Annotated in this window: 20 protein-coding genes; 10 read left to right on the plus strand and 10 right to left on the minus strand. The window is 48.3% G+C overall.

Annotated elements, in window-relative coordinates:
- The first annotated feature begins 41 nt into the window (after positions 1-41).
- The 4 genes from L3C95_RS25755 (at position 42) to L3C95_RS25770 (ending at position 4,441) form a co-directional block, all read left to right on the plus strand.
- Positions 42-968 (plus strand): acyl-CoA desaturase, encoded by a 927-nt coding sequence (locus L3C95_RS25755; protein ID WP_236392201.1) that lies wholly within the window; start codon positions 42-44, stop codon positions 966-968.
- A gap of 1,565 nt (positions 969-2,533) precedes the next feature.
- A complete protein-coding gene (locus L3C95_RS25760; RefSeq protein WP_236392202.1) occupies positions 2,534-3,190 on the plus strand; it encodes a FadR/GntR family transcriptional regulator in 657 nt (218 codons plus the stop codon).
- Between the two features lie 11 nt (positions 3,191-3,201).
- Positions 3,202-4,038, plus strand: a complete 837-nt coding sequence (locus tag L3C95_RS25765; protein WP_236392203.1) for a sulfite exporter TauE/SafE family protein — start codon at positions 3,202-3,204, stop codon at positions 4,036-4,038.
- Between the two features lie 4 nt (positions 4,039-4,042).
- Positions 4,043-4,441, plus strand: a complete 399-nt coding sequence (locus tag L3C95_RS25770; RefSeq protein ID WP_236392205.1) for a DUF1634 domain-containing protein — start codon at positions 4,043-4,045, stop codon at positions 4,439-4,441.
- Positions 4,442-4,446: 5 nt separating this feature from the next.
- Here the strand turns inward: L3C95_RS25770 and L3C95_RS25775 are convergent, their stop codons facing one another.
- Together L3C95_RS25775 and L3C95_RS25780 are read right to left on the minus strand one after the other, a co-directional pair.
- Positions 4,447-6,207, minus strand: a complete 1,761-nt coding sequence (locus L3C95_RS25775; protein ID WP_236392207.1) for an ABC transporter ATP-binding protein — start codon at positions 6,205-6,207, stop codon at positions 4,447-4,449.
- Positions 6,188-7,945 carry an ABC transporter ATP-binding protein gene (locus tag L3C95_RS25780; RefSeq protein WP_236392209.1) on the minus strand — a complete coding sequence of 586 codons (1,758 nt, stop codon included), beginning with the start codon at positions 7,943-7,945 and terminating at the stop codon, positions 6,188-6,190. The genes L3C95_RS25775 and L3C95_RS25780 overlap by 20 nt, the downstream gene beginning before the upstream one ends.
- A gap of 374 nt (positions 7,946-8,319) precedes the next feature.
- Between L3C95_RS25780 and L3C95_RS25785 the strand changes: the two genes are divergently transcribed.
- The gene (locus tag L3C95_RS25785) at positions 8,320-9,135 is read left to right on the plus strand and encodes a helix-turn-helix domain-containing protein (protein WP_236392210.1); all 816 of its coding nucleotides are present in this window, start codon (positions 8,320-8,322) and stop codon (positions 9,133-9,135) included.
- A gap of 136 nt (positions 9,136-9,271) precedes the next feature.
- On the plus strand, positions 9,272-9,949 hold the full coding sequence (locus L3C95_RS25790) for a hypothetical protein (RefSeq protein WP_236392213.1): 678 nt from the start codon (positions 9,272-9,274) through the stop codon (positions 9,947-9,949).
- Positions 9,950-10,215: 266 nt separating this feature from the next.
- Here the strand turns inward: L3C95_RS25790 and L3C95_RS25795 are convergent, their stop codons facing one another.
- On the minus strand, positions 10,216-11,034 hold the full coding sequence (locus L3C95_RS25795) for an SDR family oxidoreductase (RefSeq protein WP_236392215.1): 819 nt from the start codon (positions 11,032-11,034) through the stop codon (positions 10,216-10,218).
- Positions 11,035-11,174: 140 nt separating this feature from the next.
- On the opposite strand from L3C95_RS25795, the gene L3C95_RS25800 reads away from it, so the two are divergent.
- The gene (locus L3C95_RS25800) at positions 11,175-11,756 is read left to right on the plus strand and encodes a TetR/AcrR family transcriptional regulator (RefSeq protein ID WP_236392217.1); all 582 of its coding nucleotides are present in this window, start codon (positions 11,175-11,177) and stop codon (positions 11,754-11,756) included.
- A 940-nt stretch (positions 11,757-12,696) separates the two neighbouring features.
- On the opposite strand, the gene L3C95_RS25805 is transcribed toward L3C95_RS25800, so the two are convergent.
- The 5 genes from L3C95_RS25805 to L3C95_RS25825 all read right to left on the minus strand — a co-directional run bounded on the left by L3C95_RS25805 (position 12,697) and on the right by L3C95_RS25825 (position 19,438).
- Complete coding sequence (locus tag L3C95_RS25805; protein WP_236392219.1) at positions 12,697-13,530, minus strand: SDR family NAD(P)-dependent oxidoreductase; 834 nt, start codon at positions 13,528-13,530, stop codon at positions 12,697-12,699.
- Positions 13,531-13,610: 80 nt separating this feature from the next.
- A complete protein-coding gene (locus L3C95_RS25810) occupies positions 13,611-14,519 on the minus strand; it encodes a helix-turn-helix domain-containing protein (protein WP_236392221.1) in 909 nt (302 codons plus the stop codon).
- A 27-nt stretch (positions 14,520-14,546) separates the two neighbouring features.
- Positions 14,547-17,327, minus strand: coding sequence for a glycosyl hydrolase (locus L3C95_RS25815; RefSeq protein WP_236392223.1), 2,781 nt, complete (start codon positions 17,325-17,327; stop codon positions 14,547-14,549).
- Between the two features lie 8 nt (positions 17,328-17,335).
- Positions 17,336-18,742: an arylsulfatase gene (locus L3C95_RS25820; protein WP_236392224.1), complete on the minus strand. Its 1,407-nt coding sequence runs from the start codon at positions 18,740-18,742 to the stop codon at positions 17,336-17,338.
- A gap of 141 nt (positions 18,743-18,883) precedes the next feature.
- The gene (locus L3C95_RS25825; RefSeq protein WP_236392226.1) at positions 18,884-19,438 is read right to left on the minus strand and encodes a hypothetical protein; all 555 of its coding nucleotides are present in this window, start codon (positions 19,436-19,438) and stop codon (positions 18,884-18,886) included.
- Positions 19,439-19,661: 223 nt separating this feature from the next.
- Between L3C95_RS25825 and L3C95_RS25830 the strand changes: the two genes are divergently transcribed.
- The 3 genes from L3C95_RS25830 to L3C95_RS25840 all read left to right on the plus strand — a co-directional run bounded on the left by L3C95_RS25830 (position 19,662) and on the right by L3C95_RS25840 (position 22,556).
- Complete coding sequence (locus L3C95_RS25830; RefSeq protein WP_236392228.1) at positions 19,662-20,129, plus strand: hypothetical protein; 468 nt, start codon at positions 19,662-19,664, stop codon at positions 20,127-20,129.
- A gap of 112 nt (positions 20,130-20,241) precedes the next feature.
- Complete coding sequence (locus L3C95_RS25835; RefSeq protein ID WP_236392230.1) at positions 20,242-20,871, plus strand: hypothetical protein; 630 nt, start codon at positions 20,242-20,244, stop codon at positions 20,869-20,871.
- Positions 20,872-21,293: 422 nt separating this feature from the next.
- The gene (locus tag L3C95_RS25840; RefSeq protein ID WP_236392232.1) at positions 21,294-22,556 is read left to right on the plus strand and encodes a flavin monoamine oxidase family protein; all 1,263 of its coding nucleotides are present in this window, start codon (positions 21,294-21,296) and stop codon (positions 22,554-22,556) included.
- A 277-nt stretch (positions 22,557-22,833) separates the two neighbouring features.
- Here L3C95_RS25840 and L3C95_RS25845 read toward each other — a convergent pair whose 3' ends face one another.
- Both L3C95_RS25845 and L3C95_RS25850 read right to left on the minus strand, forming a co-directional pair.
- Complete coding sequence (locus L3C95_RS25845) at positions 22,834-25,377, minus strand: polynucleotide kinase-phosphatase (RefSeq protein ID WP_236392234.1); 2,544 nt, start codon at positions 25,375-25,377, stop codon at positions 22,834-22,836.
- Positions 25,378-25,412: 35 nt separating this feature from the next.
- Positions 25,413-26,783 (minus strand): 3' terminal RNA ribose 2'-O-methyltransferase Hen1, encoded by a 1,371-nt coding sequence (locus L3C95_RS25850; protein ID WP_236392236.1) that lies wholly within the window; start codon positions 26,781-26,783, stop codon positions 25,413-25,415.

A 26,783-nucleotide genomic window follows, 5' to 3' on the forward strand; every position in this document is an offset into this window, starting at 1 on the left:
GATCATTGTTTATTGTCCGGAATAGGGATATTTTTGCACCTATGAATTCTGAAAAACAACTGAGGAAAGGACCTAACTGGTGGCGTCAATTTGACTTTTTGGGGATGCACCTGCTGCCGATTCTGGCAATTTTCACGCACGTGACAGCATTTGACTGGATTTTATGTGCTGCATTGTATGTAGTTCGCATGTTCTTCGTAACAGGCGGATATCATCGGTATTTTTCCCATCGAACGTTCAAGACCTCCCGCGTGTTCCAGTTCATCCTGGCCGGCGGTGCACAGAGCAGTTTACAGAAAGGCGTGTTATGGTGGGGAGCTAATCACCGTATCCACCACAAACACAGCGACACTCCTGAGGATCCGCACTCTGCCAACATATATGGTTTCTGGTACGCGCACATGGGCTGGATCATGGGACCTGAATATAAACCAACCCGTTACGACCTGGTAAAGGACTTCAAACAACCAGAACTGTTCTGGCTGAATAAATATCACTTCGTACCAGGCCTGGTACTAGCTGTAGCGGTATACTTTGTAGGGAACAAAGTGAACGGTGCAGGCTGGTTCGACTGGAGCGCCGGTCTCTCTACCCTGCTGATCGGTTTCTTCCTGAGCACCATCTTCCTGTATCATGGTACCTTCACCATTAACTCCCTGATGCATAAATGGGGCAAACCCAGGTATAACACAGGCGATTTCTCTAAAAACAGCCTGATCCTGGCGCTCGTTACCCTGGGTGAGGGATGGCATAACAACCACCACTACTACCAAAGCGCTACCCGTCAGGGCTTCTTCTGGTGGGAGATCGATATTACCTACTACATTCTTCGTACACTGTCTCTTTTTGGCATTGTATGGGATATCAGGGGTGTTCCTGAAAAAGTAAAGACCAGCAATCTGCTTACTGAAGAAGCTAAAGCAGAGGTAAAAGAAGCGAACAGGAGGCTGGTAGATGCCAACAGATAAAATCATTCATCTTCTTTAAATATTTTGAGGCCCGGTGTGTAATGCGCTGGGCCTCAGTCGTTTTATAGGCTCGTCTTTTATTATTTACGCCAAGTAGCTCCGGTTCCCCTGTTGGGACGATAGTGGCAATTCTGGAATCCTGCCATTGTGGTATTCTTATAAGGTTGTCTCTTATTATTCACGCTAAGTAGCTGCGGTTCCCCTGTCGGGACGATAGTGGCAATTCTGGAATCCTGCTATTGTGGTATTCTTATAAGGTTGTCTCTTATTATTCACGCTAAGTAGCTCCGGTTCCAGTATGGGATGTCGGTCGGCGCCTCTCTGGCAGCGGAGTACTATTTAGCTTTGTCAATCGGGTGGGCGATGGAATATCGATTTAACTGCATCCGTCGTACCCCAGAGAGCCGAAGGCCCGACATTCCCATCTGAAACCGGGTGCTACTTTCGCTCTCCCTATGATAGTGTAGTGGGTTCTGCTTATTAGGACGATGATGGCTGTTCTGTGGATGTAATTGCTGTCATCGCGTTATTCTTGCAAGGTTGTCTCGTATTATTCACGCTAAGTAGCTCCGGTTCCAGTATGGGATGTCGGTCGGCGCCTCTCTGGCAGCGGAGGACTATTTAGCTTTGTCAATCGGATGGGCGATGGAATATCGATTTAACTGCATCGGTCGTACCCCCAGAGAGCCGAAGGCCCGACATTCCCATCTGAAACCGGGTGCTACTTTCGCTCTCCCTACGATGATATAGGGAGTCCGGCTTTCAGGACGATGATACGTGTTCTGTGATAAAACGCATTGACAGTCTTCGGTATTCAGTATTCAGTTTTCAGTTTTCAATAATTGTTATCAATACATTGCGGCTCGATATTGCGGCCCTCAATCTATAAGCGGAAGTCACTAAGCATAGCGGCTTCAGGTGGGAATCACTGGCCTATGTTGTTTGAAGCAGCCCACACGATTGACAGGGGTTTAATACATATCCAGTGCTCCACACGATTCCAAATGCCTAATAGCACGCAGCTTCAAAGAACACAGCCAGTGATCCCAGCCTGAAGACCGCGGTATAGCCCATCAATATGATATGCAGCATCCCAAAATATGAGCGGAAGTCAATAAGCATAGCAGTGGGAATCACTGGGCCTATGTTGTTTGAAGCCGTTCACACGATTTGACAGGGGTTTAATACATATCCAATGGCCCACACGATTCCAAATGCCTAATAGCACGCAGCTTCAAAGAACACAGCCAGTGCCCCCAGCCTGAACACCGCAGTATCCCACTCCGGGACCAATAGGTATACGATTCGCTACGACTATAGTACCGATGTCTATCTCCAGGCGCTATAGTCCTGCGTTACGCCTGCTATTGTATAGCCCTGGCTATACAATAGTGGCTGTAACGCTATAGTACAGAGCCTATAAGCTATAACTTCCACCGGATTGGTACTATAGTGTAAGCGAATTGATACCGCAACACCCCTGTTTTTTACAAGCAAATCTTTGATTTAAACATCAGACGTTTCATCCAGACATCATACCTTTGTGAAACATCAGACGTTTAATCATGGCAAAAGCAATCAAACTGGCCGATCAGGTCATATATAGCCTGCAAAAAGACATCTCCCTGGGGAAATACAAACCCGGTGAGCTGATCCCACCGGAACCGGTCCTCATGGAGCAGTTCGGCGTAGGCAGATCTACCATCCGGGAAGCAATAAAGACGCTTTCCAACGCGGGAATATTGAAAGTACAACAAGGCGCAGGGACCTTCGTCTGCGACCCCAAAACGATGGCAGAACCGCTGGACCAGCGACTCAGACGCGCCGCTATACAGGAAGTGAATCACGTCCGCCAGCTGCTGGAAGTGGAAATAGTACAGCTGGCCGTACAGCACCGGCAACAGGAAGACCTCGACACGATGCAGGCCCTGCTGGACGAAAGATGGCAAGCTATTACTGCGGATGATTATAGCGCCTGTGCAGACGCCGATATACGCTTTCACAGAGCCGTTGCCACGGCCTCCCATAACAGTGTGCTGGCAGACCTCTACCAGACCTTCACGAACGTGATCATGGATGGCTTCCGGCAAAGGGAGAAACCGCATGTCTCACAGTTCCAGCGAACGCACGACCTGCACGTACAGCTTGCCGCTGCTATCGCTCAACAACAAGCCGGTAAAGCTATTCAAACCGTAAAGGCCATCCTTGAAAATAATTTCTAAATATAATTGTCATGTCTGTTCTTGTATTCACATTAATTCTCCTGGTCGGCGCCTTTACCGCCGGTATGCTGGGATCTCTCACAGGTCTGGGAGGGGGCGTAGTGATCATTCCCCTGCTGACACTCATCTTTCATGTCGACATCCGTTATGCAGTAGGCGCCTCGCTGGTTGCCTCGATCGCCAACTCATCCGGGGCGGCCGCCGCCTATATTAAGGAAGGCATTACTAATGTCCGCATTGGAATGTTCCTCGAAATAGCCACTACCACCGGCGCTATTGTAGGTGCTATACTGGCAGTATACACGCCCACACACCTGGTGGCAATCCTCTTTGGTTTTGTGCTGTTATTCTCCGCTGCTATGACCTTGAGAAAGAAAAACGAACATGGTAATGGTGGCAGTGGCAGCAAATTGGCCAGCATCATGCGGCTCAACAGCTCGTACCCCGTGAATGGTCAGGAAGTTCCGTATAAAGTAAGGGGTGTTGCTGGCGGCTACGCCCTGATGACAGTGGCTGGCATCGTATCGGGACTGCTGGGTATCGGCTCCGGCGCACTCAAGGTACTGGCAATGGATGGCGTTATGCGCATCCCTTTCAAGGTATCCACTACTACCAGCAATTTTATGATCGGAGTAACTGCCGCTGCCAGTGCGGTGATCTATCTGCAACGCGGATATATCGATCCGGGCATCGCCATGCCGGTGGTACTGGGCGTACTCGCAGGCGCATTCGGTGGCTCCAGATTATTGATGAAACTGAACACACGCAAGCTCAGGATTCTCTTTTGTGTTGTGATCAGTGCATTGGCGCTGGAAATGATCTATAACGGTTTTACAGGGAAATTATAAGCAAATGAAAAGGTTATTTTCGAAATCATTCTGGCAGGAAAGGGACGTAGAAATGTTCATCGGTCAGCAGCTGCGCTGGGGCGTCATCACTTCCAGCATCATCGCCTTCATCGGAGGTATCATCTACCTGATCAATCATGGCGCTGCCATGCCCACATACACACAATTTACCGGTGCTCCGGAATATGTCCGGCATTTACCCGGCATTTTTCAGGGCGTATTACGATTAGATGGCAGGGCTATCATCCAGCTGGGCGTAGTCGTGCTACTGGCTACTCCTATCACCCGTATCGCCTTTTCAGTACTGGCTTTCGCCATGGAGAAAGATAAGTTGTATGTGGTGATCACACTTATTGTGTTAAGCGTCATCACATTCAGCATCTTCAGCGGACTGGGAGGCTGATGGCATCACGAGCTACGCTCGTGATGCAACAACATGTTCATCGCATGACTGAAAGATCCGGCACGGGCAATCTCCCCATTATTCACGAAGAAGATCTCATCCGCATTCTCAATGGTATTCAACCTGTGTGCAATGATCACACGGGTGGTATGAGCCGGCAGCTTTTGCAACACCGCCTCCAGCTGCTGTTCAGTTACGGTATCAATATTGGCTGTGGCCTCGTCCAGCACCAGCAGATCCGGATCACGCAGTACGGCCCTCATAAAGGCGATAAGCTGCTTCTGCCCAAGGCTGATGCCGTCGTTACCAGATACGATCTTTGTTGCCAGCCCCTCCTCAAATCTCTCCAGCAAGGTATCCAGTCCGGCCTTCGCAATGACTTCTTCCAGCTGCGCCGTCGTGTATTCAGCATATCGCGCATTCCCGTACACGATATTCTCCTGGATAGTGCCCGAGAAAAGGAAAGGTTCCTGTAGGATAAAACCGATCTTCTGTGCCCGTTCTTCCGGCGTGTATGAGCGGATATCTCGCCCGTTCAACAACACCTCCCCTGCTGTAGGATCGTACAGCCGCGCTATCAGAGAAGCAGTCGTTGTTTTTCCTCCGCCGGTAGGCCCTACCAATGCATAAGTCTTTCCTTTTTCCATGTTGAAGCTTACATCCCGCAGAATGTCTTTACTTCCCGGATAACGGAAATATACATTGCTGAAACTGATCAGCGGAGCATTGTCCTTCGCCGGACCAGCCGGTATCACCTTCAGATCAGATTCCAGCTCGAGGATCTGCGAGATCCTGTCCCATCCCGCCATCGCCATCTGGAAGTTCGTCCACAGCGCTGCCAGCTGACGAATAGGGTTATAGAAGTGGTTAGAGTAAGATAAATAACTGATCAGCAATCCCACGGTAAACTCTCCCACAGAGATCAGGTAAATACCATACACTAACACCGCCAGCATGGCCATCTGCGAACAGAAAGAAAAGACAGGCGTGAAAATGTTATTGAACAATCCCGCAGATACCGCCGTACGGTAGCTCTGTTGATTGGCCTGATCAAAACGCTTACGGAAATAATCGCGGCGGTTGAAAGCTATGATCACTTTGAAATTGCTCAGACTTTCCTGTATCTCTGCACTCAGGCCTCCCGTACTTTTCATATTGGCGGCATTCTTACGCTTCACCAACGGAGATATCAGACGGGTGAAAACCAATAACATCAGGCCCGGCAACAATGTAGCAACACCTAGTTTCACATTTATACACAACAGAAAAATACCGGCTCCTGTCATCGACATAATACCACTTGCAAACTGCACAAGGGATTGTGAGAAGAACTGGTTCATCTTGTCCGTATCATTGTTGATACGCGAAATGAGATCGCCTGTTTTATTCTGGTTAAAGAAGGCAATAGGCAGCTCCTGCAGCTTTACAAAAACCGCATTCCGGAGATTATACAACATACGCTGCCCTACTCCTCCCATCATCAGACTCTGCCAGTAGGAAAATGCAAAGTTTACCAGGTACATAGCCAGCAAAATACCAGCACACAGCAGGATGCCGGAGAACTGCTTCGACTGTACATAATGATCGATCGTATAACCAATTACAAAGGGCGCAGTCAGCGTCAGCGACTGGCTGACCATCATGATGAAGAATGCCTTCATCAGGTCCTTGTGTTCCGTTTTGATATAGGCCAGTAATTTCAGGAGACGCTTACCTGAAGTGCTTTTCTGTTCCGTTCTGTCTGTATTATTCAGGTTGTAATTCATAATTGCTGGTGCTACGTTGGGAATTAAAGATCTGTACGTATTCAGGACATGTCTGCATCAGCTCCGGATGGGCGCCCGCGGCTATCACTTCCCCATCCATCAGCAGAATGATCTGGTCGAAATGTTCTACAGATGCTATTTTTTGCGTAACGGAAATCAAAGTCAGATGCGGATAATTTTCCTGGACATTCTCCAGTATCCTTTGCTCGGTGTTGGCATCCACTCTTGCGGTGAAATCGTCCAGCAGCAGGATGCGCGGATTAATAGCCAGCGCTCTCGCCAGCATGATACGTTGCTTTTGTCCGCCGGAAAGACTGGCGCCTCTCTCAGATACCACTGTTTCCAATCCCTCAGGCAAGCCGGCGATAAACTCTTTCAGCTCTGCCGTAGCGATCGCCTGCTGCATAGTAGCCTCGCTTACGGTTTCATTAAAGGCAATATTCTCACGCAGGCTCATATTAAAAACAATACTGTCCTGGAATACCAGGCCCACCTGCTGTAACAAAGCCGCTTTATCATATTCATCGAGGTCCGTATTATCATAGCATATACGTCCGCTCTCAGGTTTCAGCAATCCCACGATCACATTCAGCAGCTGTGTTTTACCCGCTGCCGTCGGACCAATAATAGCGGTGCGGGTACCGGCTTTTACCGAGAAGGAAACATCTTTCAGCACCGGTTTACCGTCCATAGACAGGACAATATTTTCTACCATCACGTCTCCGTCCAGTTGTTTCTTCACCGTCCCTTTATCCTGCACTTCCGGTGCATACAATACCTCGCTGATACGCTGGAAGGAAGCAGATGCCTGCGCAATCAGGTTACTCATAAACCCGATCACAATGATGGGAAAGATCAATAGAGCGATATAACTGTTGAAAGCGGCAATATCACCCAGCGTCATCTCGCCTCTTATCACAAAATGTCCTCCCAGGAGGAGCGTTGCCAGTACAGACATCCCTGCCAGAAAACTGATAACGGGTACCAGGCCGGCAAACATACGCACGATCGCGATACCCAGTGTCTTTGACTCTCCGTTCGGTGCAATAAAACGGTCGTATTCCAGCTGCTGTGCATTGACTACCCTGATCAGGGCAGCACCGGTAATACTCTCGTTGATCGTCTTATTCAGCTTATCTACTACCTCTCTGCTGATGCGGAACATAGAGCGCACTTTTTTCAGCACCCGCCAGAAAGCGATCGCAATAAAAGGAATGATAGTGAGTATGACCAGTCCAAGCTTCCAGTCCCTGCTCAGCAGCAGTACACAGCAACCTATGATCATAAAGGCAGAAGAAGCGATGGAAATAATAGCCTGTGAAATGAAGACCTTGATGCTGTCGACGTCGCCCGTCAGATTCGTGAGCAGTTTCGAGGGATTGACCTGCTGTATATACGAATAGTCCTGCCGGGAGATCCTGTCGGCGAGAGATGTTCGCAAACGGCGTCCCACCTTTTCGGCCATGTATGTCTGAATGATACTTTGCAGATAAGTGAAAATAAAAATACCGGCAGCGGCGGCGATGAACTCGGTTACCAGGTCTCTCATCACCAGCGTTCCTTTAGCATAGGCATCGATACCCTTGGCGGTCAGTGCTGGCAGGACCAGGTTCAATCCATTACTACATAAAGCCATCAGGATCAGTAAGAATAATTGTCCTCTGTAAGGGCGCAGCAAAGACATCAATCCTGATTTTCCTTTCCCTGTCGTGGCAACAGGTGCATTTGTCTTCTTCATATCAATAACAAATATATGGCAGCTGGCAGACCTATCACTGCAAAAGGCCAATTTAAACTAAAAATAGAGCATTATAATACGCAGGTATAGGGGCGTTGGGTTAATGCGCTGATAAGCTGACGAACGGGCAGAACAAATATTGTGTGACTGGGAAAAAAAAGTCCTCCCGGCGTAACCGGAAGGACCTCGACGCGTCCGCGTCCCAGATATTTTTTATGGAGCAACCCGGTTAGGCGATACCAACCGAAGGTTTCCATGAATATTCTGTAGATTGCATGAATACCTCCTTTTCTTTAGTGAGAAATGAAATTACGGAATTTATCCGAATATGCGGTTCCGTTTGTCAATTTTAGTGGTAATTTTCGTGTTATATTATGATACGCATCGAAACCTATATTCCGCAAAACCTGACCCATCTGGTCAAAAACTGCTGGTACCTGGAAGTCCCTGCACATCTCCCGCAGCCTTACCTGGAGGATATCTTACCCGACGGGCATCATGAAATTATTTTCCATCTGTACCCGCATACAGGCAAACGAAAATTCAGTGACACGGAGTGGATCGAAGAGCCTACCGCTTTTATCGCGGGACAAACACTCACCTGCTACACGCTACAGCTGATGCCGGGCGCGCGTTTATACGGTATTCGTTTCTACCCGCATACCTTATCCGCTTTTCTGAAAATGCCGGTCCCCGATCCGCCCTCCGGTATTACACCGTTGAGTGATATTCTCCCTGCCGGCAGCTTTATGGATTGTATCACAGAACATCCACAAACGACTTTCAGCCACTTCGAGAAACTGCTTACCGGGATGATCACCAGGCTGGAACAGCCTTCCAGCACTTACGATTATGTACACGCTGCCGTACGCGAAATAATGCGTCACAAAGGAAACGTGTCTGTAGATCAGCTCCTGCACCGCACCGGCGTATCAGGAAAATATCTTGACGCCCTGTTTAAAAAACAGGTGGGATTAACGCCCAAAGCCGTGAGCAACATTATCCGCTTCAACCACTTTGTGGCCTGGCAAAAGGCGCATCCCAATGAAAACTATACCGCCGGTAGCTATGAAACCGGCTATTACGACCAGTCCCACCTCATCCGCACATTCCGGCAGTATACCCAGCAATCGCCTAAGGCGTATTTCAATAGTGATACGTGGATCAATAACGTTTTTGTCAATATCTGACAGTTCTCTTTTTTTACAATTGCCGCCTATGCCACAGCAGTAGCAATACCTGGATCAATAACCTATTTTCAATATCGACAGTTCACTTTTTTACAATTTCCGCCTATGCCACAGCAGTAGTTTTGTGTCAAAAAACATGAAATCATTGCTGATAGCAGCATTGCTATTTTCTTCGCTGGCATCCGCACAGGAAAAGAATGTGGCGCAATTTGTCATATGGGAACCTAAAGAAGGACAGGCACTAACTTTCGAAACCGGCTACCGCCAACATCTCCAATGGCATGCTGCCAATGATGATCCCTGGGACTGGTACGGCTGGTACTTCACATCCGGTCCCCGGAGCGGACAGTTTATGGACGCAACAGTGGATCATGCCTGGCAGGATTTTGACACACCGCTGAAACCTGCAGAAGACGGAGCCGATAATAAACTGCATGTCTATCCCTTTGCAGATCTCCGGGCTGTCATGAAACTGGAAAAGGTGGCCAGCTGTGGCAGTAACGCAGGATTACAGTCACGCTTACTGCGTATGATAACTTTATCCGCCACTGATATCAATGCAGCTATCGCAATCACCCGTAAACTAAAAGACCAGCTGCACACCTCCTGCCTGTACATTTACAAAGTAGTGGATGGAGGTGATATCAATCAGCTGATACTATTGCTGGCATATAACGCTTACAACGAATTCGGCAGAGATGCCGCATTACCGGAGATACTGGAACGGCTTGACAAACAGACGTCCGTAGCCGCTATTCAACATATTACATCCGAAACACTGGTATTTAAAAAGGATATGAGTCGCCTGCATTAGCCTGGAGAATATTTCTGCTTCCAGACGCGGACAAACAAACAAACAAACAAACAAACAAACAAACAAACAAACAAACAAACTCAGTAGCATAGGTACAAACATTTGAAGGAACAACACTGCGGTGCTGCTCCTCCAAAGGCGGACGTCACATATGACCTATCGTTACTTCTTTGCTGTCAGAGCTGCGTTCGTGCAGCGCTGACAACTGACTTACTTTTCTATGTCCTGTTATTCCCTCTCCACGATCAAAGCCGCTCTATATTATCTTACTTATAAAGTCCTGCAATTGTCTCCAGGTAATTCTCAATCGGCATGGAATTACGCATCGCCATCAGCTGCTTACCCTGATCCCCTACCAATGTCCTGAACTGCTTGCTTTTTCCTGTAGCCAGATCATAGATCACATCTACAATCGTCTGCGGATCATCCAGCAATGCCGGGTCTACATTAGCCATCATTGACTTAACCTTGTCAGTGATATCATCATAATCACGGATCTCAGGATGTTTATTCCAGGCAATACGGTCTTTGAAGTTATTCCCGCTCGATCCGCCCTGCTCTACGAGGCGTAACTCAATGTTCAAAGGCTTCAGCTCATAATAAAGTCCCTCTGTCAGACCCTCCAGCGCAAACTTGGACATGTTGTACAGAGACCCTACCGGTACAGCAGTAGTAACCCCCATGAAGGAGCTGATATTGATGAACATTCCTCCCTTGTTTTCCCGGAAGTGAGGCAGGAAACCACGGATCACGTTAATAGGACCGCGCACATTCGTATTATACTGCCAGTCTATCACCGATTCATACGCAGCCTCCAAAGCACCATAACTGCCCACTCCCGCATTGTTCACCACTACATCTATCTTTCCGAATGCAGCTATCGCATCTCTCACAGCTGCCTGCACCTGTTCTATGTCAGTGACGTCCAACCTGAAAATGCGGATATTCTCATATTGTGTCAGTTCTGTCTCCTTTTCCGGCATACGCATGGTAGCCGCTACATTCCATCCCTGTCCTGCAAAATACTTTGCGCTTAATTTTCCTAAACCATCGCTGGTACCTGTAATAAATACTGTCTTCTTCATATCTGATGATTAAATTTTTATTATAACGGAACTTTTGTTCCGCAAATATATACATAACGGAACAAAAGTTCCTAATAAATATTTTCTATTCCGGAATTTTAATTCCGTTTTGTACATTTGTATAATAAATAGTATCACCTATGGCAAGGACAAAACGATTTGACGAAGAGGAAATGCTGAACAATGCCATGCTGTTTTTCTGGCATAAAGGATACAACGGCACTTCTCCGCAGGAAATACTGGATGAACTGAAACTGAGCCGTTCCAGTCTGTATGATACCTTTGGCGATAAAAGAAGCCTATTCATCAGTACACTGAAACGCTACAGAAATACCGTCACCGCGCAGATCATTGAGATACTGGAAGCGTCGGAGAATATTCCCGAAACACTTAAACTGCTGTTCCTGCAAACAAAAGCACAAAGCTTCGCAGGTGAAGACAAGAGGGGCTGTTTCATGGTGAACTCCAAAGTGGAACTCGCCCCGCACGACGAAGAAGTAGCTGCTATCGTAAAAGAGAACAGGGAAGCACTGGAAAATGCCTTCACTTCAGCTATTAAAAGAGGTCAGGAAAAGGGACAGATCTCTAAAGACAATCCGCCCCGCTCCCTCGCAAGATTTGTCATGAATAATCTCTGGGGCCTGAGCGTACATTCCAAATCAGGCGCCGACAAGAAGGTATTTGATGATATTATCAGAATTACGATGTCTGTTATTAAATAATCAGGCGACTTCCGCTTGCATTTTTGGCTGCTGCATATATACGGATTGGGGCGATATCGCGGTCTTCAGGCTGGGATCACTGGCTGTGTTCTTTGAAGCTGCGTGCTATTAAGCATCGGAAATCGTGTGAACGGCTTCAAACAACATAGGCCAGTGATTCCCACCGCTATGCTTATTGACTTCCGCTCATATTTTGGGATGCTGCATATCATATTGATGGGCTATACCGCGGTCTTCAGGCTGGGATCACTGGCTGTGTTCTTTGAAGCTGCGTGCTATTAGGCATTTGGAATCGTGTGGGCCATTGGATATGTATTAAACCCCTGTCAATCGTGTGGGCTGCTTCAAACAACATAGGCCAGTGATTCCCACCTGAAGCCGCTATGCTTAGCGACTTCCACTTATAGATTGAGGCCTGCTCTATAGAGTTGTAATGTTTGAGGAACAGTTACCGAATATTGAATACTGGATACTGAATACTGAATACTGAATACCGTCAATGCGTTTTATGTCAGAATACGTATTCGTCCTGAAAACCGGACTCACGATGCTATCGTAGGGAGAGCGAAGGTAGCACCCGGTTTCAGATGGGAATGGCGGGCCTTCGGCTCTCTGGGCATGCGACCGATGCAGTTAAATCGATATCCCATCGTCCACCCGATTGACAAAGCCAAATAGTACTCCGCTGCCAGAGAGGCGCCGACCGACATCCCATACTGGAACCGGAGCTACTTAGCGTGAATATCAGAGACAACCTTACAAGAATAACTCAATGGCCGCAATTCCAGATACAGAATAGCCATCATCGTACTGAAAGCCGGACTCACTATATCATCGTAGGGAGAGCGAAAGTAGCACCCGGTTTCAGATGGGAATGTCGGGCCTTCGGCCGACCGACATCCCATACTGGAACCGGAGCTACTTAGCGTGAATAATAATATCAAAAATCCGTCGACATTGTCAACTCCTCCCGCTCCTTAAACGCATTCTTCAGCAATTCCAGCTTCGCCAGCCCCCTCGCATACGCATCAGAACCCAACAACAAATACACCGGTGGTTTCTGCTCATTTACAATAGCGATCAGCGCATTAGCTGCCTTCTCCGGACTCCCTATCTGCGTCCCATCCATTCCCTTATACTTCGCATGAGAATTCCGGATCGCCGTATACTCCGGAATAGGCTCTTTAGCAATCACCAGCGATTCGGCCGTGAGGAAACTCGTCCGGAACGCGCCCGGCGCCACAACCGTTACTTTGATGCCAAACTCTTTCACATCCTCCGCCAGCACTTCCGACAATCCTATCACAGCATGTTTCGCAGCCCCATACACCGCCCATCCTGTAGCCGGCGCAATACCTGCAATGGAGGAAATATTAATGATGTGTCCCGACCGCTGTGCCCTGAGGTACGGCATGGCCTTACGGATCACATTCAAAGTACCGAAAACATTTACGTCGAAACTCTCTCTCGTTTCATCATCGCTCAGTTCTTCAATACTTCCGCCAATGCCATAACCAGCGTTATTTACAACCACATCGATCCTGTCAAACGTTGCAATTGTCTTATCTACAGCCGCAGCAACGCTGGCTTCATTCGTTAAATCTGTTTCTAAGGGAAGAAATTGTGCAGACGCAATACCTACTGCATCGATCAGATCCGCCTGTTTCCTGGAAGTAGCCGCCACCAGCTGACCGGTTGCCAGTAATTGCTTCACCAGACTAAGCCCCAGCCCTTTCGATGCTCCTGTTACAAACCATACTTTTTTCTCGCTCATCTTTCGTGATTTTAGTGATACAAAACTACTACAGGTAGTATCACTAAAGCTTATACCCATCAAAGCGATGCTTGCAAAATTCAAACAGTCCTGAAAGAGGAAGGGGTTACCTTGGTTTGTTTCTTGAAGAAGTTGTTGAAATGTGCCGGCTCTTCGAAGCCCAGGCAATAACTGATCTCGGAAATATTCCAGTCAGTATGCTTTAACAGGGCCTTTGCTTCTCCTACCAGCCGCTCGGCAATATGCTCCGTGGTGGTTTTGCCGGTAGTGTCCTTGATAGCACGGTTCAGGTGATTGACGTGCACTGATAGCTGGTCTGCAAAGTCTTTGGCCGACCGCAGGGTGAACCGCTGGGAAGTAGATTCTATGGGGAACTGCCGCTCCAGTAGCTCTGTGAATACGGAAGTGATCCTCGATTTGGCGTCGGGATGCTTATATAAAGTATCCATAGGCGTCATTTTCATGGCATAGTGGATAATTTCCGTTACGTAGTTCATCAGCAGGTCATACTTATATTTATAGTCTGACCCTATCTCATCCAGCATCTTCGTAAAGATCTGACTGATATGCTCGTCCTGCTCTTTATTGAGCATATAGGAAGGCTTGCCGCCCGGTGCGAACATCGGCAGCTCATTGATGTTACCCCTCATTCTTTCCGTGAAGAACCCTTCTTTAAATATGCAGAAGAACCCCGTCCGTTCGTCGGATAGCGGCTCGAAGGTATACGGTACATGCGGGTTAAAGAACATCAATGCAGTTCCATCAAGCTCTATACTTTTATCAGCGTAATGGTACAGGGTCTTTCCCCGTACCAGGTTGATCTTGTAAAAATCCCGGCGACTATACTTAAAAGGCACAGTACCATGTACGCCCGCCAGGCTGTCTTCAAGCCGGAACACATTGAAATGCCCGATATCCTGCTGAAGATTTTCAGGTAACCAGTTAAATTTCTGCTGATAGAATTCCTCCAGTGTTTGTGTTGTTGCCATACCCCGAAGTTACAAAATTCAAACAAATCAGCGATACGGAGTGATAGTAACCGGTCCCGTCAGCCCAGAAGGCTGCACCGGCCAGCCTGCAGCATTAAAGGGCGTATAGTTAATATTTACGAAATTGATCTCATGATACCGCTTCCAGGGTACCTGGTGCTGGTCCATATACCGTATCCTGTTGGCCATCAGGTTAGCCACCTCTATGCGGACCTCATTACTGCCCGCCTTCAGGTACGGCCCTATTCTGGCCCTGAAAGGAATAGCCCAGAGTATACCTGCATCCTGTCCATTTACCCACACATGGGCGCTTTCATGCACCTGACCGATATCCAAAACGTATTCTCCCGCATTCTTCTCCGGTAGTGTAAAACTTGTCGTATATACGCCCGATCCGCAATAGGCATTGGCAGCCGTATCGCCCAGGGCTGTCCATAGTGTCAGTTTATCCAGCTGACGGCCAGCCGGCATAAAAGGCCCTCCATTGGTAAAGGTCAACTGCCAGTCACCGGATAATGTAATGGGCGCTTCCGGTGTCTCCAGGTATTTCCAGTCGGCCATCACTCCTGACTGTACGCCACTTCCCGTGTGCACGATCATTGCTTCTCCGGGTAATAATTGCAACTTCACCAGGGTACGCCCTCCATCTAACCTGCTTTGTGCAAGGCCAGTCCTGCCTGTTTGCGGGTCCAGTAGCATCACTCCGCCTGTCGCCTTATTCAAAGGCAGGTACTCATCTATCTTTTGCGGAGTATGATTTACGATATAGTACCAGGTTGTATTTTTATCTTTTCTGCGGATAAATTTCAGCCCTTTGCTGGTCAGCGTCTCACCCGGTATACCTGTCAGCAGTAATGCATTTTTAATCTCGGTACAAAGTACCAGTCTTCCTTTTCCATACGGCATGACCTGTATGCCATGCGCATAAGACTTGAACTGCAATGAGTCCAGGATGCTCTTAAGGCTTTTTCTTCGTTTATCCAGCGCTCCCAGTCCCGGCACATCCTCTGGCAGAGATTCCATCATAACGGTGGCTCCCTGGCCTGCCAGCCGCATAATTTGCCGTAGCGTAGCCACAGGCATAAACCTGGTCTTCGGTATAACAATGACTTTATAAGCAGACAGCCGGTCAACCGTGCTGTCATTTGCCTTTCGTGTAGCAGCTTTCGCCAGTAGTTCATCCGAAATAAAATCCAGGGAATACCCCGCCTGCTGCAATGCCTTCACCTGTTTATAAAATGCGGTAGGCTGCAGCCATTGATCAATACCATGTACATTCAGCGACATATCCCGGCCCTTTGCCTGGTACCAGGTATCGTATACCGGCCAGTACACCAGCAGCTCATTGTCAGGCACGCCCGACTGCAACACCGATTGTACCCTGGTAATATATTCGTTCAGCCCCGGCAGATGTGGCCAGAAACTGTTTGTCGGCACAAAATTCACCGAGGCGTAAAACAGCCATCCCGGCCAGGGAACTTCGGGCGGGGAAAAAGTATTGCCATGGTAGAACACATGGTTCACTCCCGACAGGAAAGCCTGCTCCACCTCTGGCTTACATTGCGATAAGGAAGTCTTGAAATGTTCCGTCAGCCAGGTAAACGTCTCACACGATATCAGCGGATGCCCTGTCACATGTCCGGCAGAAGAGGCAAACTTCAGCATCACCGGGTCAGGGTCCACATTCCTGATATCCGCGCTGTCCCTGCGTAAACCGGGAATCGGGAAATAGGTCGAACCATAAGTCTCACACTCCGGAATATCCACCGCCGCATACAGATCCAGCAGATTGCCCGGTGATCCATGCGCCTGGTTCTTCGACAGGCTCTTATATCCATGCGCCCACTGTGTCCACGGACGGGTAAAATTCTCCAGCAGCATGTCAGACATCGTTTCCCGGTAATCAGACTTCACCCTCGCCACCAAATCTGTACTGTCATTACTGGCCAGCTCGCGCAGATACTTCGTCAGGTCATACCCCCTCTTCTTTTTAAATGTGGTCAGGAACGCAGGCGTCCAGTCGGCATTATACACCTCATAACTGTCGTTATAAAAAGAACGTACGCCCGGCGCCTTATACTTAAAGGCAGTATCAAAACGATGCAGATAGATCCGCGTACCCTCGGCCGATAAATGGTCAAGTGTATATCCTTCCCCTCCCGGCGCCGCACGCTTTACCTGCTGCAGGGTCCAGCCGTCAAAGAGAGCATACAGCTCCCATTCTCCACTGGCGGGCGACCAATGTAAACGTCCCTCCTTGTCTACCTTATCCAGCAGTGATACGGTCTGACTGCCACTATAAGCCGTCAGCGCCTGCAATGCTGCACCTTCCTGTTTGGTATCGTTTACCCTTATAGGTTGCGTAAGCGATTTTCCGGCAGCCAGATGATATTGTTGTATAATAAAACGGGAAGCCGCGTAAGCCTTCGTCACCTGCGGACCGCCAAAAGGCCAGCCCGTACCCGTGGTAAGGTCTACGCCCATCTGCCGTTGTCCTGCGGTTGATACCGTGTAGCGGAGTAATTCCGTCCAGCGTGGTGAAAGAAAACTGACATATTGCGGTTCGTATCCCATAGCCCCGTAGATAGGCGCAATCTCCACACCACCAAAACCAGCCTGCTGCAATACATCCAGTGAAGAAGCCAGGTTCTTTTCATTTACTGCACTGCCGATCCACCACCAGCGGGTCCAGGGTTTAGTCTCTCTCTTTACAGCGGGCCAGGTGTTCTGTGCAAAGGCAGGCCATACAAACAATAAGAACAGGGCCGTTAACAGCAACCTGCCGGTTTTTTGGAATACAGTTTTCATAACGTCATTTATTGTTCTACCGCCGACCAGTCAAATTCCGGATGTTCGGCTGGTGTCTTTGATTGCAGCATTAACCTGGAAAGTTCTTTTACTTTCTTCGGATATTTTGCAGCCAGGTCATGCGCTTCACCAATATCTGAAGAAAGACGGTACAGCTCAAACCGGGCAGCCGTTCCCTGGCGTTTAAAGCGGATCAGTTTCCAGTCGCCCTTCAGCACTGCTTCTTTTAATCCACCTTCATTGAACTGCCAGTAAAAGTAATCATGCTGCCTTCCGGGCTTACTCCCATTCAATGCTTTGCTGTAAGATAATCCATCTATTCCGGATAAAGTAGTTGAATGTGTAAGATCGGTCAGGGTTGGTAAAATATCCCAGAAAGCCCATTGAATACTGCTAACCTGTCCGGCAGACACTTTACCCGGCGCTCTTACCAGCATGGGGACCCGTATCCCTCCTTCATACAGGTCACGTTTGATACCTCTCAAAGGACCATTACTGTTAAAATATTCCGGATCAGCGCCTCCTTCTTTGTGAGGACCGTTGTCGCTGGTAAAAAAGATATAGGTATTGTCATCCAGCCCCAGTTGCTTTACCAGCGCCGTTATCTCCCCGACATTCCTGTCCAGCCTCGCGATCATTGCCGCCAGGGCAGCATGCGGCTGCGGCTGGCTGCGATAAGTGCCGCCATTTCGTTGATACGGCGTTTCCGGTCCTAACTTACTGGTGCCATCAGCGTTCTGAAATGCCTGCATATCAGCAGCCGGCGGCGCCAGCTCGGCATGAGGCAGGGTAAAAGGCAGGAAAAGGAAGAAAGGCGCATCCTTGTTATCCCTGATAAAAGACACCGCGTGCGCCATGATCTCATCCTGCGTGTATACCGTCGTGTCATGCGGCACCCTGCTCATCTTTCCATTTTTCACCTCAAACAGGTAATTGCTATAGTAGTTATGGGCGTGCTGCTGATTCAGATAACCGAAGAATGTATCAAAGCCCTTTACCTCCGGAGATCCGGTAGTCCCCTCTTCTCCCAGTCCCCACTTGCCAAACATCCCCGTACGATACCCGTTCTGTTGCAGCAACTGCGCCAGTGTACTATCCTGCATCCGCAGTGGCAAACGACTGTTACCGCGGATGTAGGCGTGTCCCATATGCTTTCCGGTTAGCAATGCACAACGCGATGGCGCACAAACCGTACTGCCCGAATAGAAATCCGTGAACCGGATACCCTCCTGTCCCAGTTTGTCAATATTCGGCGTTTTCACAATACTCCCGGGGTTATAACAACTAAGGTTTCCATATCCCAGGTCATCCGCTATAATAAAAATAATATTAGGCTTGCGGGTCTGCCCTTCAGCCATCATACCCACCAGCATAGCGCTGCCTGTCAGGACTGCCATCCAGAATTTACGTCTCATAGAATGCATTGATCAACTTAAATATTCTGTTACAAGCATAAATCTATAAAAACCTACAAAATTAATAGAGTAATAAGCCATAAAACACAAAAGCCGGACTAAATGCCCGGCCTTTGTGTTTCAATAATATAATCACATCAATTATTCTGTCACCTTGAATGTGGACGCTGTCTGTTCAAATACGGCAAAATATTTATTACCCTCACCTGCCTTTGTAATACCGGTAATACCATAAGCAATACCGTTTTTCGGTACGATATACAATACCGCAGCTACCTGCTTGCCGCCCTGTACAGCCGTATATTTCACCCATTTGGAAGCAATGCCGTTAATGTCTTTATCGCCTTTATCAGCTACTGCGAATTTCTCCAGGTATCTTTCCATTGAGCTCACTGTCTTGTCGAAGTAAGCCTGCAGGGAGTCTTTCCCGATGTTCTCAGACACTACATTGATATTTGTTCTGAAACCATCCGTTTCTTCCGGCGCCAGTAGTATTGTTGATTTAACACCGTTGAGGGTCGTATCTATCCGCTTCCAGCCCGCAGGTGCGTCAATAGCGAATTTACCCGCGCCTGCATTCATGTTCGGCGCTGCCTCCTCCAATATTTCCTTTGCAGTTTTCGGAGCATTACTGCCATTCTTACAAGCCGAAAACAATAATACCCCGGCAATGGTTAATAATGAAAAGTACTTCATAAATTCGTGTTTATTAATCCATAAAGATAAGAGCATTTTATTTAAAATGAGTATGTCCGCCACAACTGTTCAAGCCGTCTATACAATTCCCATTCATGGATTGTTACCCATTTTCTATATTTAATACATGATTTTCATATTAATTATATTATTTTCAACCTAATCTTATTGTCACTGCCTTTGCCAGTTATGTGATACGAATATTCAAACAGATAGCATTTTTATGGTCAGATACTACGCAATATTCAGAGATGGAAGTCACAGCCCATTACACAGTCTTGAATCAATATCCATTTTACCCGAGTACTCCTACATTCTCATGACAACAGATACCTACAAATCCAATGGTTATGTTGAATCTACCATCTACCAGTTTGTAAACGCTAAAGGAGAACTGGAACTACTCAGGATCGGCAACTGGGAACTGCTGTACATCAGTCCCTGGACATTCAATTCTGATGGCCTCCGCTACTGCCTGTACAACCATCTTACAAAAACTGCGCACGAATTTCACGGAGAAGAAACCGGATTAACCTTCTTCAAACACGACCTCTTCCCAAAACTGCGCGAACTCTCCATTATTCCCGATTACCACCAGTACCTGCTCAGTGAAAAAGTAGACCTGCTGGAAGAAGAACTTACAGAATTAAGAAGACGCCTCTATGAAGTAGAAAAAGTCCTGAAAAGATAATTACTGCCCTCTTGTTATTTCGCCTATACACTGTTACAAATAATTATTTTTATAATTCATTTGTAATTACATACCTTTGCGTACGCGTATTTTTAAACCCACATATATACTTATGAAATCAGTAAAATCAGCGTTATTGTTAGCCGTTTTAGCATCTGCATTTGCATCCTGTTCGAATGACGACGACACAAACAACGAAGTAAAAAATGGTCTGGAAGGGAATTACACATTCGTAGCGATGAAAGCCGACAATCATGTAGAACTGGAATACCACTATGCCGCGAATGGTGACGTGATCAAAACGATCTCTACCTACGATTATGATGCTAAAAACATCGCCGGTACCATTACAATCGACCCTACTAAATTTTATTCAAACAAATTTAAGTACACCATCGAAACTACCCTGTTAGGTGCGACTTACACCAACGGCGTGCAGACCGGCTATTCGAACATGCCAATTACCATGGATGTTCCGGAAGCCAGCAGCACGTCCGACTATAAACTGATCGGCACAGATTCCATTTACCTTAGCGGTGGCTTTGTAACTGCTCCTGAAATGGGCGACGAACCGGTGGAAGCAACACCATCCGGAGCTAAATACAAATGGGCAGGTGATACGCTGGTAATAACGACAGAAGTCCGTCAGCTCGATACCACCGTTACCGGTGAACCGGGTATGACCGTAACTGAATACACGAATAATTATGCTAAAGTAATTATGCGATTCAAAAAGAATTAATTTTCTTTTTCGCAAGAAAGGGGGGCTGTATCAAGTATGATATAGCCCCTCTCCATTTAGATAAAAACTAATCCCCTTTCCATAGTATAAGCGCTCAAACAACACAACAGCTTATAATTTACCAGAAAACCCAAAGACTGTTACCCGCGTATAACACAAGCGCTCAAATAACATAACAGCGCCACAATTTGCAAGAAGCCCCAAAGACTGTTACCCGCGTACAACATAAGTACTTAGACAACATAACAGCCCCACAATTTGCCAGAAGACTCAAAGACTGTTACCCGCGTATAACATAAGTACTTAGACAACATAACAGCCCCACAATTTGCCAGAAGACTCAAAGACTGTTACCCGCGTATAACATAAGTACATAAACAACATAAAAAGCCATAACTTGCTATAATAGAATCATTAGGTATATGGCCAAAACATCAGAAGAGATTATCATCATAGGCGCAGGCGCCGCAGGACTGATTGCCGCAAGGGAATTAGCCGGACAGTACAAAATAACGATACTGGAAGCTATGAATACTACCGGCGGACGTATAAAAACGATCTACCGGGATGGCATCAAAATAGCAGAAACAGGCGCCGAGTTCGTACATGGCGAGCTGCCCATTACAATAGGATTACTGAAAGAAGCCGGACTTCAATACCAGGCGATAAGCGGTCAGATGTTCCATGTCCGCGACGGGCAATGGATGCTACAGCATGAGATGATTTCCAACTGGGATCAGCTGCTGGAACAAATGGGAAAGAGCCCGGCAGACATGACCATGCAGGACTTTCTCGATCAGCATTACCCTTATGCTCAGCACCCTGACCTGCGACAAAATATCCAGGGATTTGTACAAGGCTTCGACCTCGCAGATATTTCTAAAGTGAGTGTACAATACCTGTACGATGAATGGACAAACGAAAGTGAAAAGAACTTCAGGATAGACAGGGGATATTCAGCTATGACAGACTTCCTGGAAGAAGAATGCCGTAAACTGGAGTGTAACGTTATAACCAATACTACTGTCACCGCTGTTGAATGGTCGGCAGGTAAGGTACAGGTACAAACTGCAAATGGCACAACATTTTCAGCAGATAAGCTGATCGTTACCATTCCCCTCGGCGCACTGCAGAAGAATACAATTTCCTTTTCACCCGCTATTCCTGACTATATCAAAGCAGCCAATGATATCGGCTGGGGGATAGTCATCAAAACAATATTGCATTTCAAAACGCCCTTCTGGGAAAAACATTCCCCTCAGATGGGCTTTCTTTTCGGCGAAACGCCCATCCCTACATGGTGGACACAAAACCCTTCCAGGACGAATACGCTCACAGGTTGGCTGGGAGGCCCGCCATCTGCGGCTCACATTACCCAAACAGACGAACAGCTGCTGGACCTGTCTATCAGCTCCCTTGCTTCGCTCTGCAATGAAACCGAGGCAACGCTGAGAGAACAACTCGTCAGCGCTTATATCGCCAACTGGACAGCCGATCCTCATGTCATGGGAGGCTACAGCTATGGTACGCCTGCATCACAGGCAGCGCAGGCTTTGCTGAACACAGGTATTGAAAACACCATCTACTTTGCCGGCGAAGCCCTCTATAATGGCGCAAGCCCCGGTACCGTAGAAGCAGCACTAACCACAGGTAAATCAGTTGCCAAAAAAATAAAAGGCCGCTAACACATCGGTTTCCCATCCAATTGAACAGGTATAAAAAAACTCCTTAAAACAATTCGGAGGCGCTAAATACAAAGACCCTGTTAGGGGTCTCGTGTTTGTAGCGCGGTGTTTTCAACCCCGGGTTGATAATGCGTCCGCCTTGATCGCCGCCGCGCGCCATGCATTATCCCCCGGGTTGATAACGCGTCCGCCCCGATCGCCGCCGTGGGCCATGCATTATCCCCCGGTGCGCCCGCGCGACACACGTCCTACCCCCATACGCAATACGACTCGTAATTTACAACCTCGGATCCACCGGCTCACTCTCCAGCGCCAGCAACCCAAACACACACTGATGCACTTTCCTCAACGGCTCCTTCGCTACGAAATGCTCTATCGCCTGTACACCCAGCGCAAACTCTTTCAGCGCCAGCGCCCTTTTGGCTCCCAGCCCTCTTTGTTTCAGCCGCGTCAGATGACGTTCCAGCGTATATTCCGGTCCGTAGATGATCCGCAGATATTCCCTGCCCCTGATCTTAATAGCCGGCTGCAGCAAACCGCGCTCGCCCCTTTCTATGAATGACAGGGACTTCACCACCATTCCTTCTCCTCCTTTCGCTGTCAGTGCCGTGTACCAGCTGGTAGCATCCGCAACGCTCTGCTCATCTTCCAGATCCACCACCCGCCAGTTCGTAGCGATCATCGGATTCCCTTCTCCACCACAGTAGCGGCCCAGCTGCTCCATATGCCAGACATGATCTTTATCGAAATAGGTCTTCCCTTCCGTAGCCAGCAGATGGAATGGCGCCAGCTTATAGTCACTGAGGGATTTCACCTCCCAGCAGTACTGCCGGTAGGCATCGGTGAACTGATGACACATCGTTGCACGCTGTTCATAATCCTTCAGCAAAGATGCTATTGCCGGATTTTCTGCCCCTGCAGTCAAAGCAGCAACTGCCTCCGTCATCGCATTTACTGCAGCTGCTCCCGTAGCAGCATATTGCTGTTGCACCAGTGCCTGCGCTTTTGCATTCCAGGGCATCAGCTCACTGTCCAGGCATACCCAGTCCGTCTCCATCTCTTCCCAGAAATTACGCTCAGTCAGCGCTGTATGCACCAATCCCAGGAAGGCCTGTTCTGTCGCCTTATCAGTGAAGAACGCCCTGCCCGTACGCGTATAACAGGTGCCTATACTATCTTCTTCTATACCGAACCGACGCTTCACCACTTCACTGTCCTTACAGACGATCACCACAGCCCTGGATCCCATATGCTTCTCCTCACAGATCACCTGTTTGATCCCATTCTTCCGGTAGTAGCTGAACGCGCCCGCAGGATGTTCCAGGTATTCAGGCAGGGTGCTTGTTTCTGAAGGAGACATTGTTGGCGGCAGATAGATCAGCCATTTCGGATGAATGCTGAACCGGCTCATAGACTCCAGTGCCGCAGCCGTATATTCTTCACGCACCGTCACCAGGTTCAGCAAACGGGTAGGGATCACTTGTTTGCCCATCAGGTCTTCAATATCCAGTACGTCATCCTCTTCATGCTGCAGGTTATTGCCCTCTCCGGGTATCTTCAATGGCCTGGACGGCTCCATATAAGTAGCCAGTGCAGGCACGCTGTGCAACTCCCTTTCGGGGTAACGCAGGGCCGTCAGCTTACCGCCAAATACACAGCCTGTATCTATATCGATCGTATTATTGAACCATTGGGGCGCGTATACCGGTGTATGCCCATACACGACCATGGCCTTGCCACGATAACCTGCGGCCCAGTTATACCGTACCGGCAACCCGAATTCGTCCGTTTCTCCGGTCGTCTCTCCATACAAGCAGAATTCACGTACACCTGCAGAAGCCCTTCCCTGCATCTCCTCCTTCAATCCCGCATGGGCCACCACCAGCTTGCCGTTATCCAGCACATAATGGCTGACCAATCCATCCAGGAAGCCCTTTAATTGCTCCCTGAAGGTAGTATCTTCTTCCGCCAGCTGCGCTACCGTCCTTTCCAGTCCGTGCGTCAGCTGTACATTCTTCCCCTGCAGGAACTTCAGCAACTTCATATCATGGTTGCCCGGCACACAAAGGGCTACTCCATCATTCACGGCGTTCATTACCAGCTTGTATACCGCCGGTGTCGCCGGACCTCTATCCGTCAGGTCTCCCAGAAATACCAACTTTCTGCCATTATTCACCTGTACCCTGTATGCAGTTGTATCCACGGTATGGCCCAGCAACGTAAGCAGGCTACAAAGCTCCTCATAACAGCCATGTACATCGCCGATAATATCGAACGGCCCCTGTTCGCTATGCTTGTTATTCCACAATGCTTCCCTTTCTATCACATTCACCCCGGCAACCTGTTCCACGTCACGCAATTCAAATATTTTCCTGAACCCCTCTTCCCTCAGTTTGCTGACATTTCTTTTCAAAAGGCTGATGTGAGATGTCACTACATGCGGTGGCAGGTTCCTGTCTGTCCGCAGCTCATTCCGTTCAAGACAAACCTTCTCAGACATATTCAACACGATGGCAGCAGGCAGCACATGATACTCCCTCGCCAGTGCCACCAGCTTCTTCCTGTCCTCCGGACGCACATTGGTGGCATCCACCACCGTCAGCAAACCGCGCTTCAATCTTTTACCTACTATATAGTGCAGCAGGTCGAACGCATCCTCAGACGCATCCATATTGTTCTCATTATTGCTCACTGTCTCCCGGCAGGCATCACTGCTTACCACTTCCGCATTGGCGAACCATCGCCTGGCAAAAGTGCTCTTGCCAGACCCGCTGGCGCCTACCATTACCACAAGAGATAACTCGGGTATCTGTATCCTCATAAATTCAATTATATTATCTGATAAATAGCTGCGCCCTACCTCGTGAAAACTGCCATTTGGGTGGGCGCTCCGATCTCCTCCACTTCATCACCCAGGGGCTTGATAACATATGCATATCCATATGCAGCACTCAGCTTATCACACCATTGCTGAAACTCGGCGCGTGTCCATTCAAACCGGTGATCGCTATGCCGCATCTGCGCTGCATCTTCAGTAAAAGTGACATTCCACTCCTTGTTAGGTGTGGTGACTATCACCTTTCCCGGCATTGCATATCCAAATACACATTTCTCCAGCGCCTTGAGTCTGTCAGGATCAAGATGTTCAATCACTTCTACCAGCGCAGCCGCCTCAAATCCCTCAATCCTTCTGTCCCGGTAGGTCAGTGATCCCTGTATGAGCCGCAAGCGCTTGCGCTGATTGTCCGGCAGGCGGTCAATCTTCAATCGCCGGTAAGCAATTTCCAGTCGCTGGGACGATACATCCATCCCCGTTATATGTGTCAGTTGCTGATGCGGTACTAAAAGCTTCAGTAGTTTTCCCTCTCCACATCCCAGGTCTACCACAGATCTCACAGGAGTACTGAGCAACTCTTCACATACCCGCTGTAAACGTGCCTCATGCAATCCGGGCTTAGGCTTCTCTGCAACAGTATCGGTCTTCAGCAATTCCTCCGGCATATCATCCTTCATCATTACTGCCAGTGCAACATTAGCCAGCGAAGCCTGGTGACGCAGATAACGACGTATGATCAGCTCCCGTTCAGGATGTACTTCCAGCCATCCCTTTCCCTTCGCCAGCAACTTCTCTATTTCCTCTTTGTTCACCCAGTAATGCTTGTCATTATCCAGTACCGGGATCAGTATAAAAAGATGTGACAATAAAGCCTTTAAGGTAATAGTCTGTCTCAGTGTAACCGTAAAATAGCGGCTGTTGCCCCACTCGGGAAACTGCTTGTCCAGCGGATGCTGTGTAGCCGTCACCATGTATCCCAGCGGATCAAACATCCTGTACAGCATCGTTTCCCCTCCGCTCACCGGCAGTACAGACAATTTCACTTCCAGTGGTAGCGCCACATCGACCAGCTCCGGTTTATCTTTACACTTGCCGTTTATCGCCGAACTGAATGCCTTCACAATAGCAGTACTCATCAGGGAAGATGCCACATAGGGCCTGTCATTCACATACTGCTCCAGCGCAAACTGGTTGTCATTGTTCCGCACCAGGCCCACAGGGTCAATATCCAGCACCAGGGCACAGGTACATTCGTTTTCGTTAGCTACCGGATAAAAAATATGCGCCTTCCCCTTTCCAAATTCAACCTCCTGCACCTTCGCCGGATGCTTATGCAGCAAATATCCCAGGTCGGTAGCAGGCGTATGTCTCGTCGTAATAGTCAGTAACAT

The sequence above is a fragment of the Chitinophaga filiformis genome (genome assembly GCF_021646545.1).
Taxonomy (GTDB): Bacteria; Bacteroidota; Bacteroidia; order Chitinophagales; family Chitinophagaceae; genus Chitinophaga; species Chitinophaga filiformis_A.

Bases quoted from the DNA above. Each gene is read 5' to 3' on its own strand.
- L3C95_RS25755 (WP_236392201.1), top strand. From the start codon at position 42: ATGAATTCTGAAAAACAACTGAGGAAAGGACCTAACTGGTGGCGTCAA.
- L3C95_RS25760 (WP_236392202.1), top strand. From the start codon at position 2,534: ATGGCAAAAGCAATCAAACTGGCCGATCAGGTCATATATAGCCTGCAA.
- L3C95_RS25765 (WP_236392203.1), top strand. From the start codon at position 3,202: ATGTCTGTTCTTGTATTCACATTAATTCTCCTGGTCGGCGCCTTTACC.
- L3C95_RS25770 (WP_236392205.1), top strand. From the start codon at position 4,043: ATGAAAAGGTTATTTTCGAAATCATTCTGGCAGGAAAGGGACGTAGAA.
- L3C95_RS25775 (WP_236392207.1), bottom strand. From the start codon at position 6,207: ATGAATTACAACCTGAATAATACAGACAGAACGGAACAGAAAAGCACT.
- L3C95_RS25780 (WP_236392209.1), bottom strand. From the start codon at position 7,945: ATGAAGAAGACAAATGCACCTGTTGCCACGACAGGGAAAGGAAAATCA.
- L3C95_RS25785 (WP_236392210.1), top strand. From the start codon at position 8,320: ATGATACGCATCGAAACCTATATTCCGCAAAACCTGACCCATCTGGTC.
- L3C95_RS25790 (WP_236392213.1), top strand. From the start codon at position 9,272: ATGAAATCATTGCTGATAGCAGCATTGCTATTTTCTTCGCTGGCATCC.
- L3C95_RS25795 (WP_236392215.1), bottom strand. From the start codon at position 11,034: ATGAAGAAGACAGTATTTATTACAGGTACCAGCGATGGTTTAGGAAAA.
- L3C95_RS25800 (WP_236392217.1), top strand. From the start codon at position 11,175: ATGGCAAGGACAAAACGATTTGACGAAGAGGAAATGCTGAACAATGCC.
- L3C95_RS25805 (WP_236392219.1), bottom strand. From the start codon at position 13,530: ATGAGCGAGAAAAAAGTATGGTTTGTAACAGGAGCATCGAAAGGGCTG.
- L3C95_RS25810 (WP_236392221.1), bottom strand. From the start codon at position 14,519: ATGGCAACAACACAAACACTGGAGGAATTCTATCAGCAGAAATTTAAC.
- L3C95_RS25815 (WP_236392223.1), bottom strand. From the start codon at position 17,327: ATGAAAACTGTATTCCAAAAAACCGGCAGGTTGCTGTTAACGGCCCTG.
- L3C95_RS25820 (WP_236392224.1), bottom strand. From the start codon at position 18,742: ATGAGACGTAAATTCTGGATGGCAGTCCTGACAGGCAGCGCTATGCTG.
- L3C95_RS25825 (WP_236392226.1), bottom strand. From the start codon at position 19,438: ATGAAGTACTTTTCATTATTAACCATTGCCGGGGTATTATTGTTTTCG.
- L3C95_RS25830 (WP_236392228.1), top strand. From the start codon at position 19,662: ATGGTCAGATACTACGCAATATTCAGAGATGGAAGTCACAGCCCATTA.
- L3C95_RS25835 (WP_236392230.1), top strand. From the start codon at position 20,242: ATGAAATCAGTAAAATCAGCGTTATTGTTAGCCGTTTTAGCATCTGCA.
- L3C95_RS25840 (WP_236392232.1), top strand. From the start codon at position 21,294: ATGGCCAAAACATCAGAAGAGATTATCATCATAGGCGCAGGCGCCGCA.
- L3C95_RS25845 (WP_236392234.1), bottom strand. From the start codon at position 25,377: ATGAGGATACAGATACCCGAGTTATCTCTTGTGGTAATGGTAGGCGCC.
- L3C95_RS25850 (WP_236392236.1), bottom strand. From the start codon at position 26,783: ATGTTACTGACTATTACGACGAGACATACGCCTGCTACCGACCTGGGA.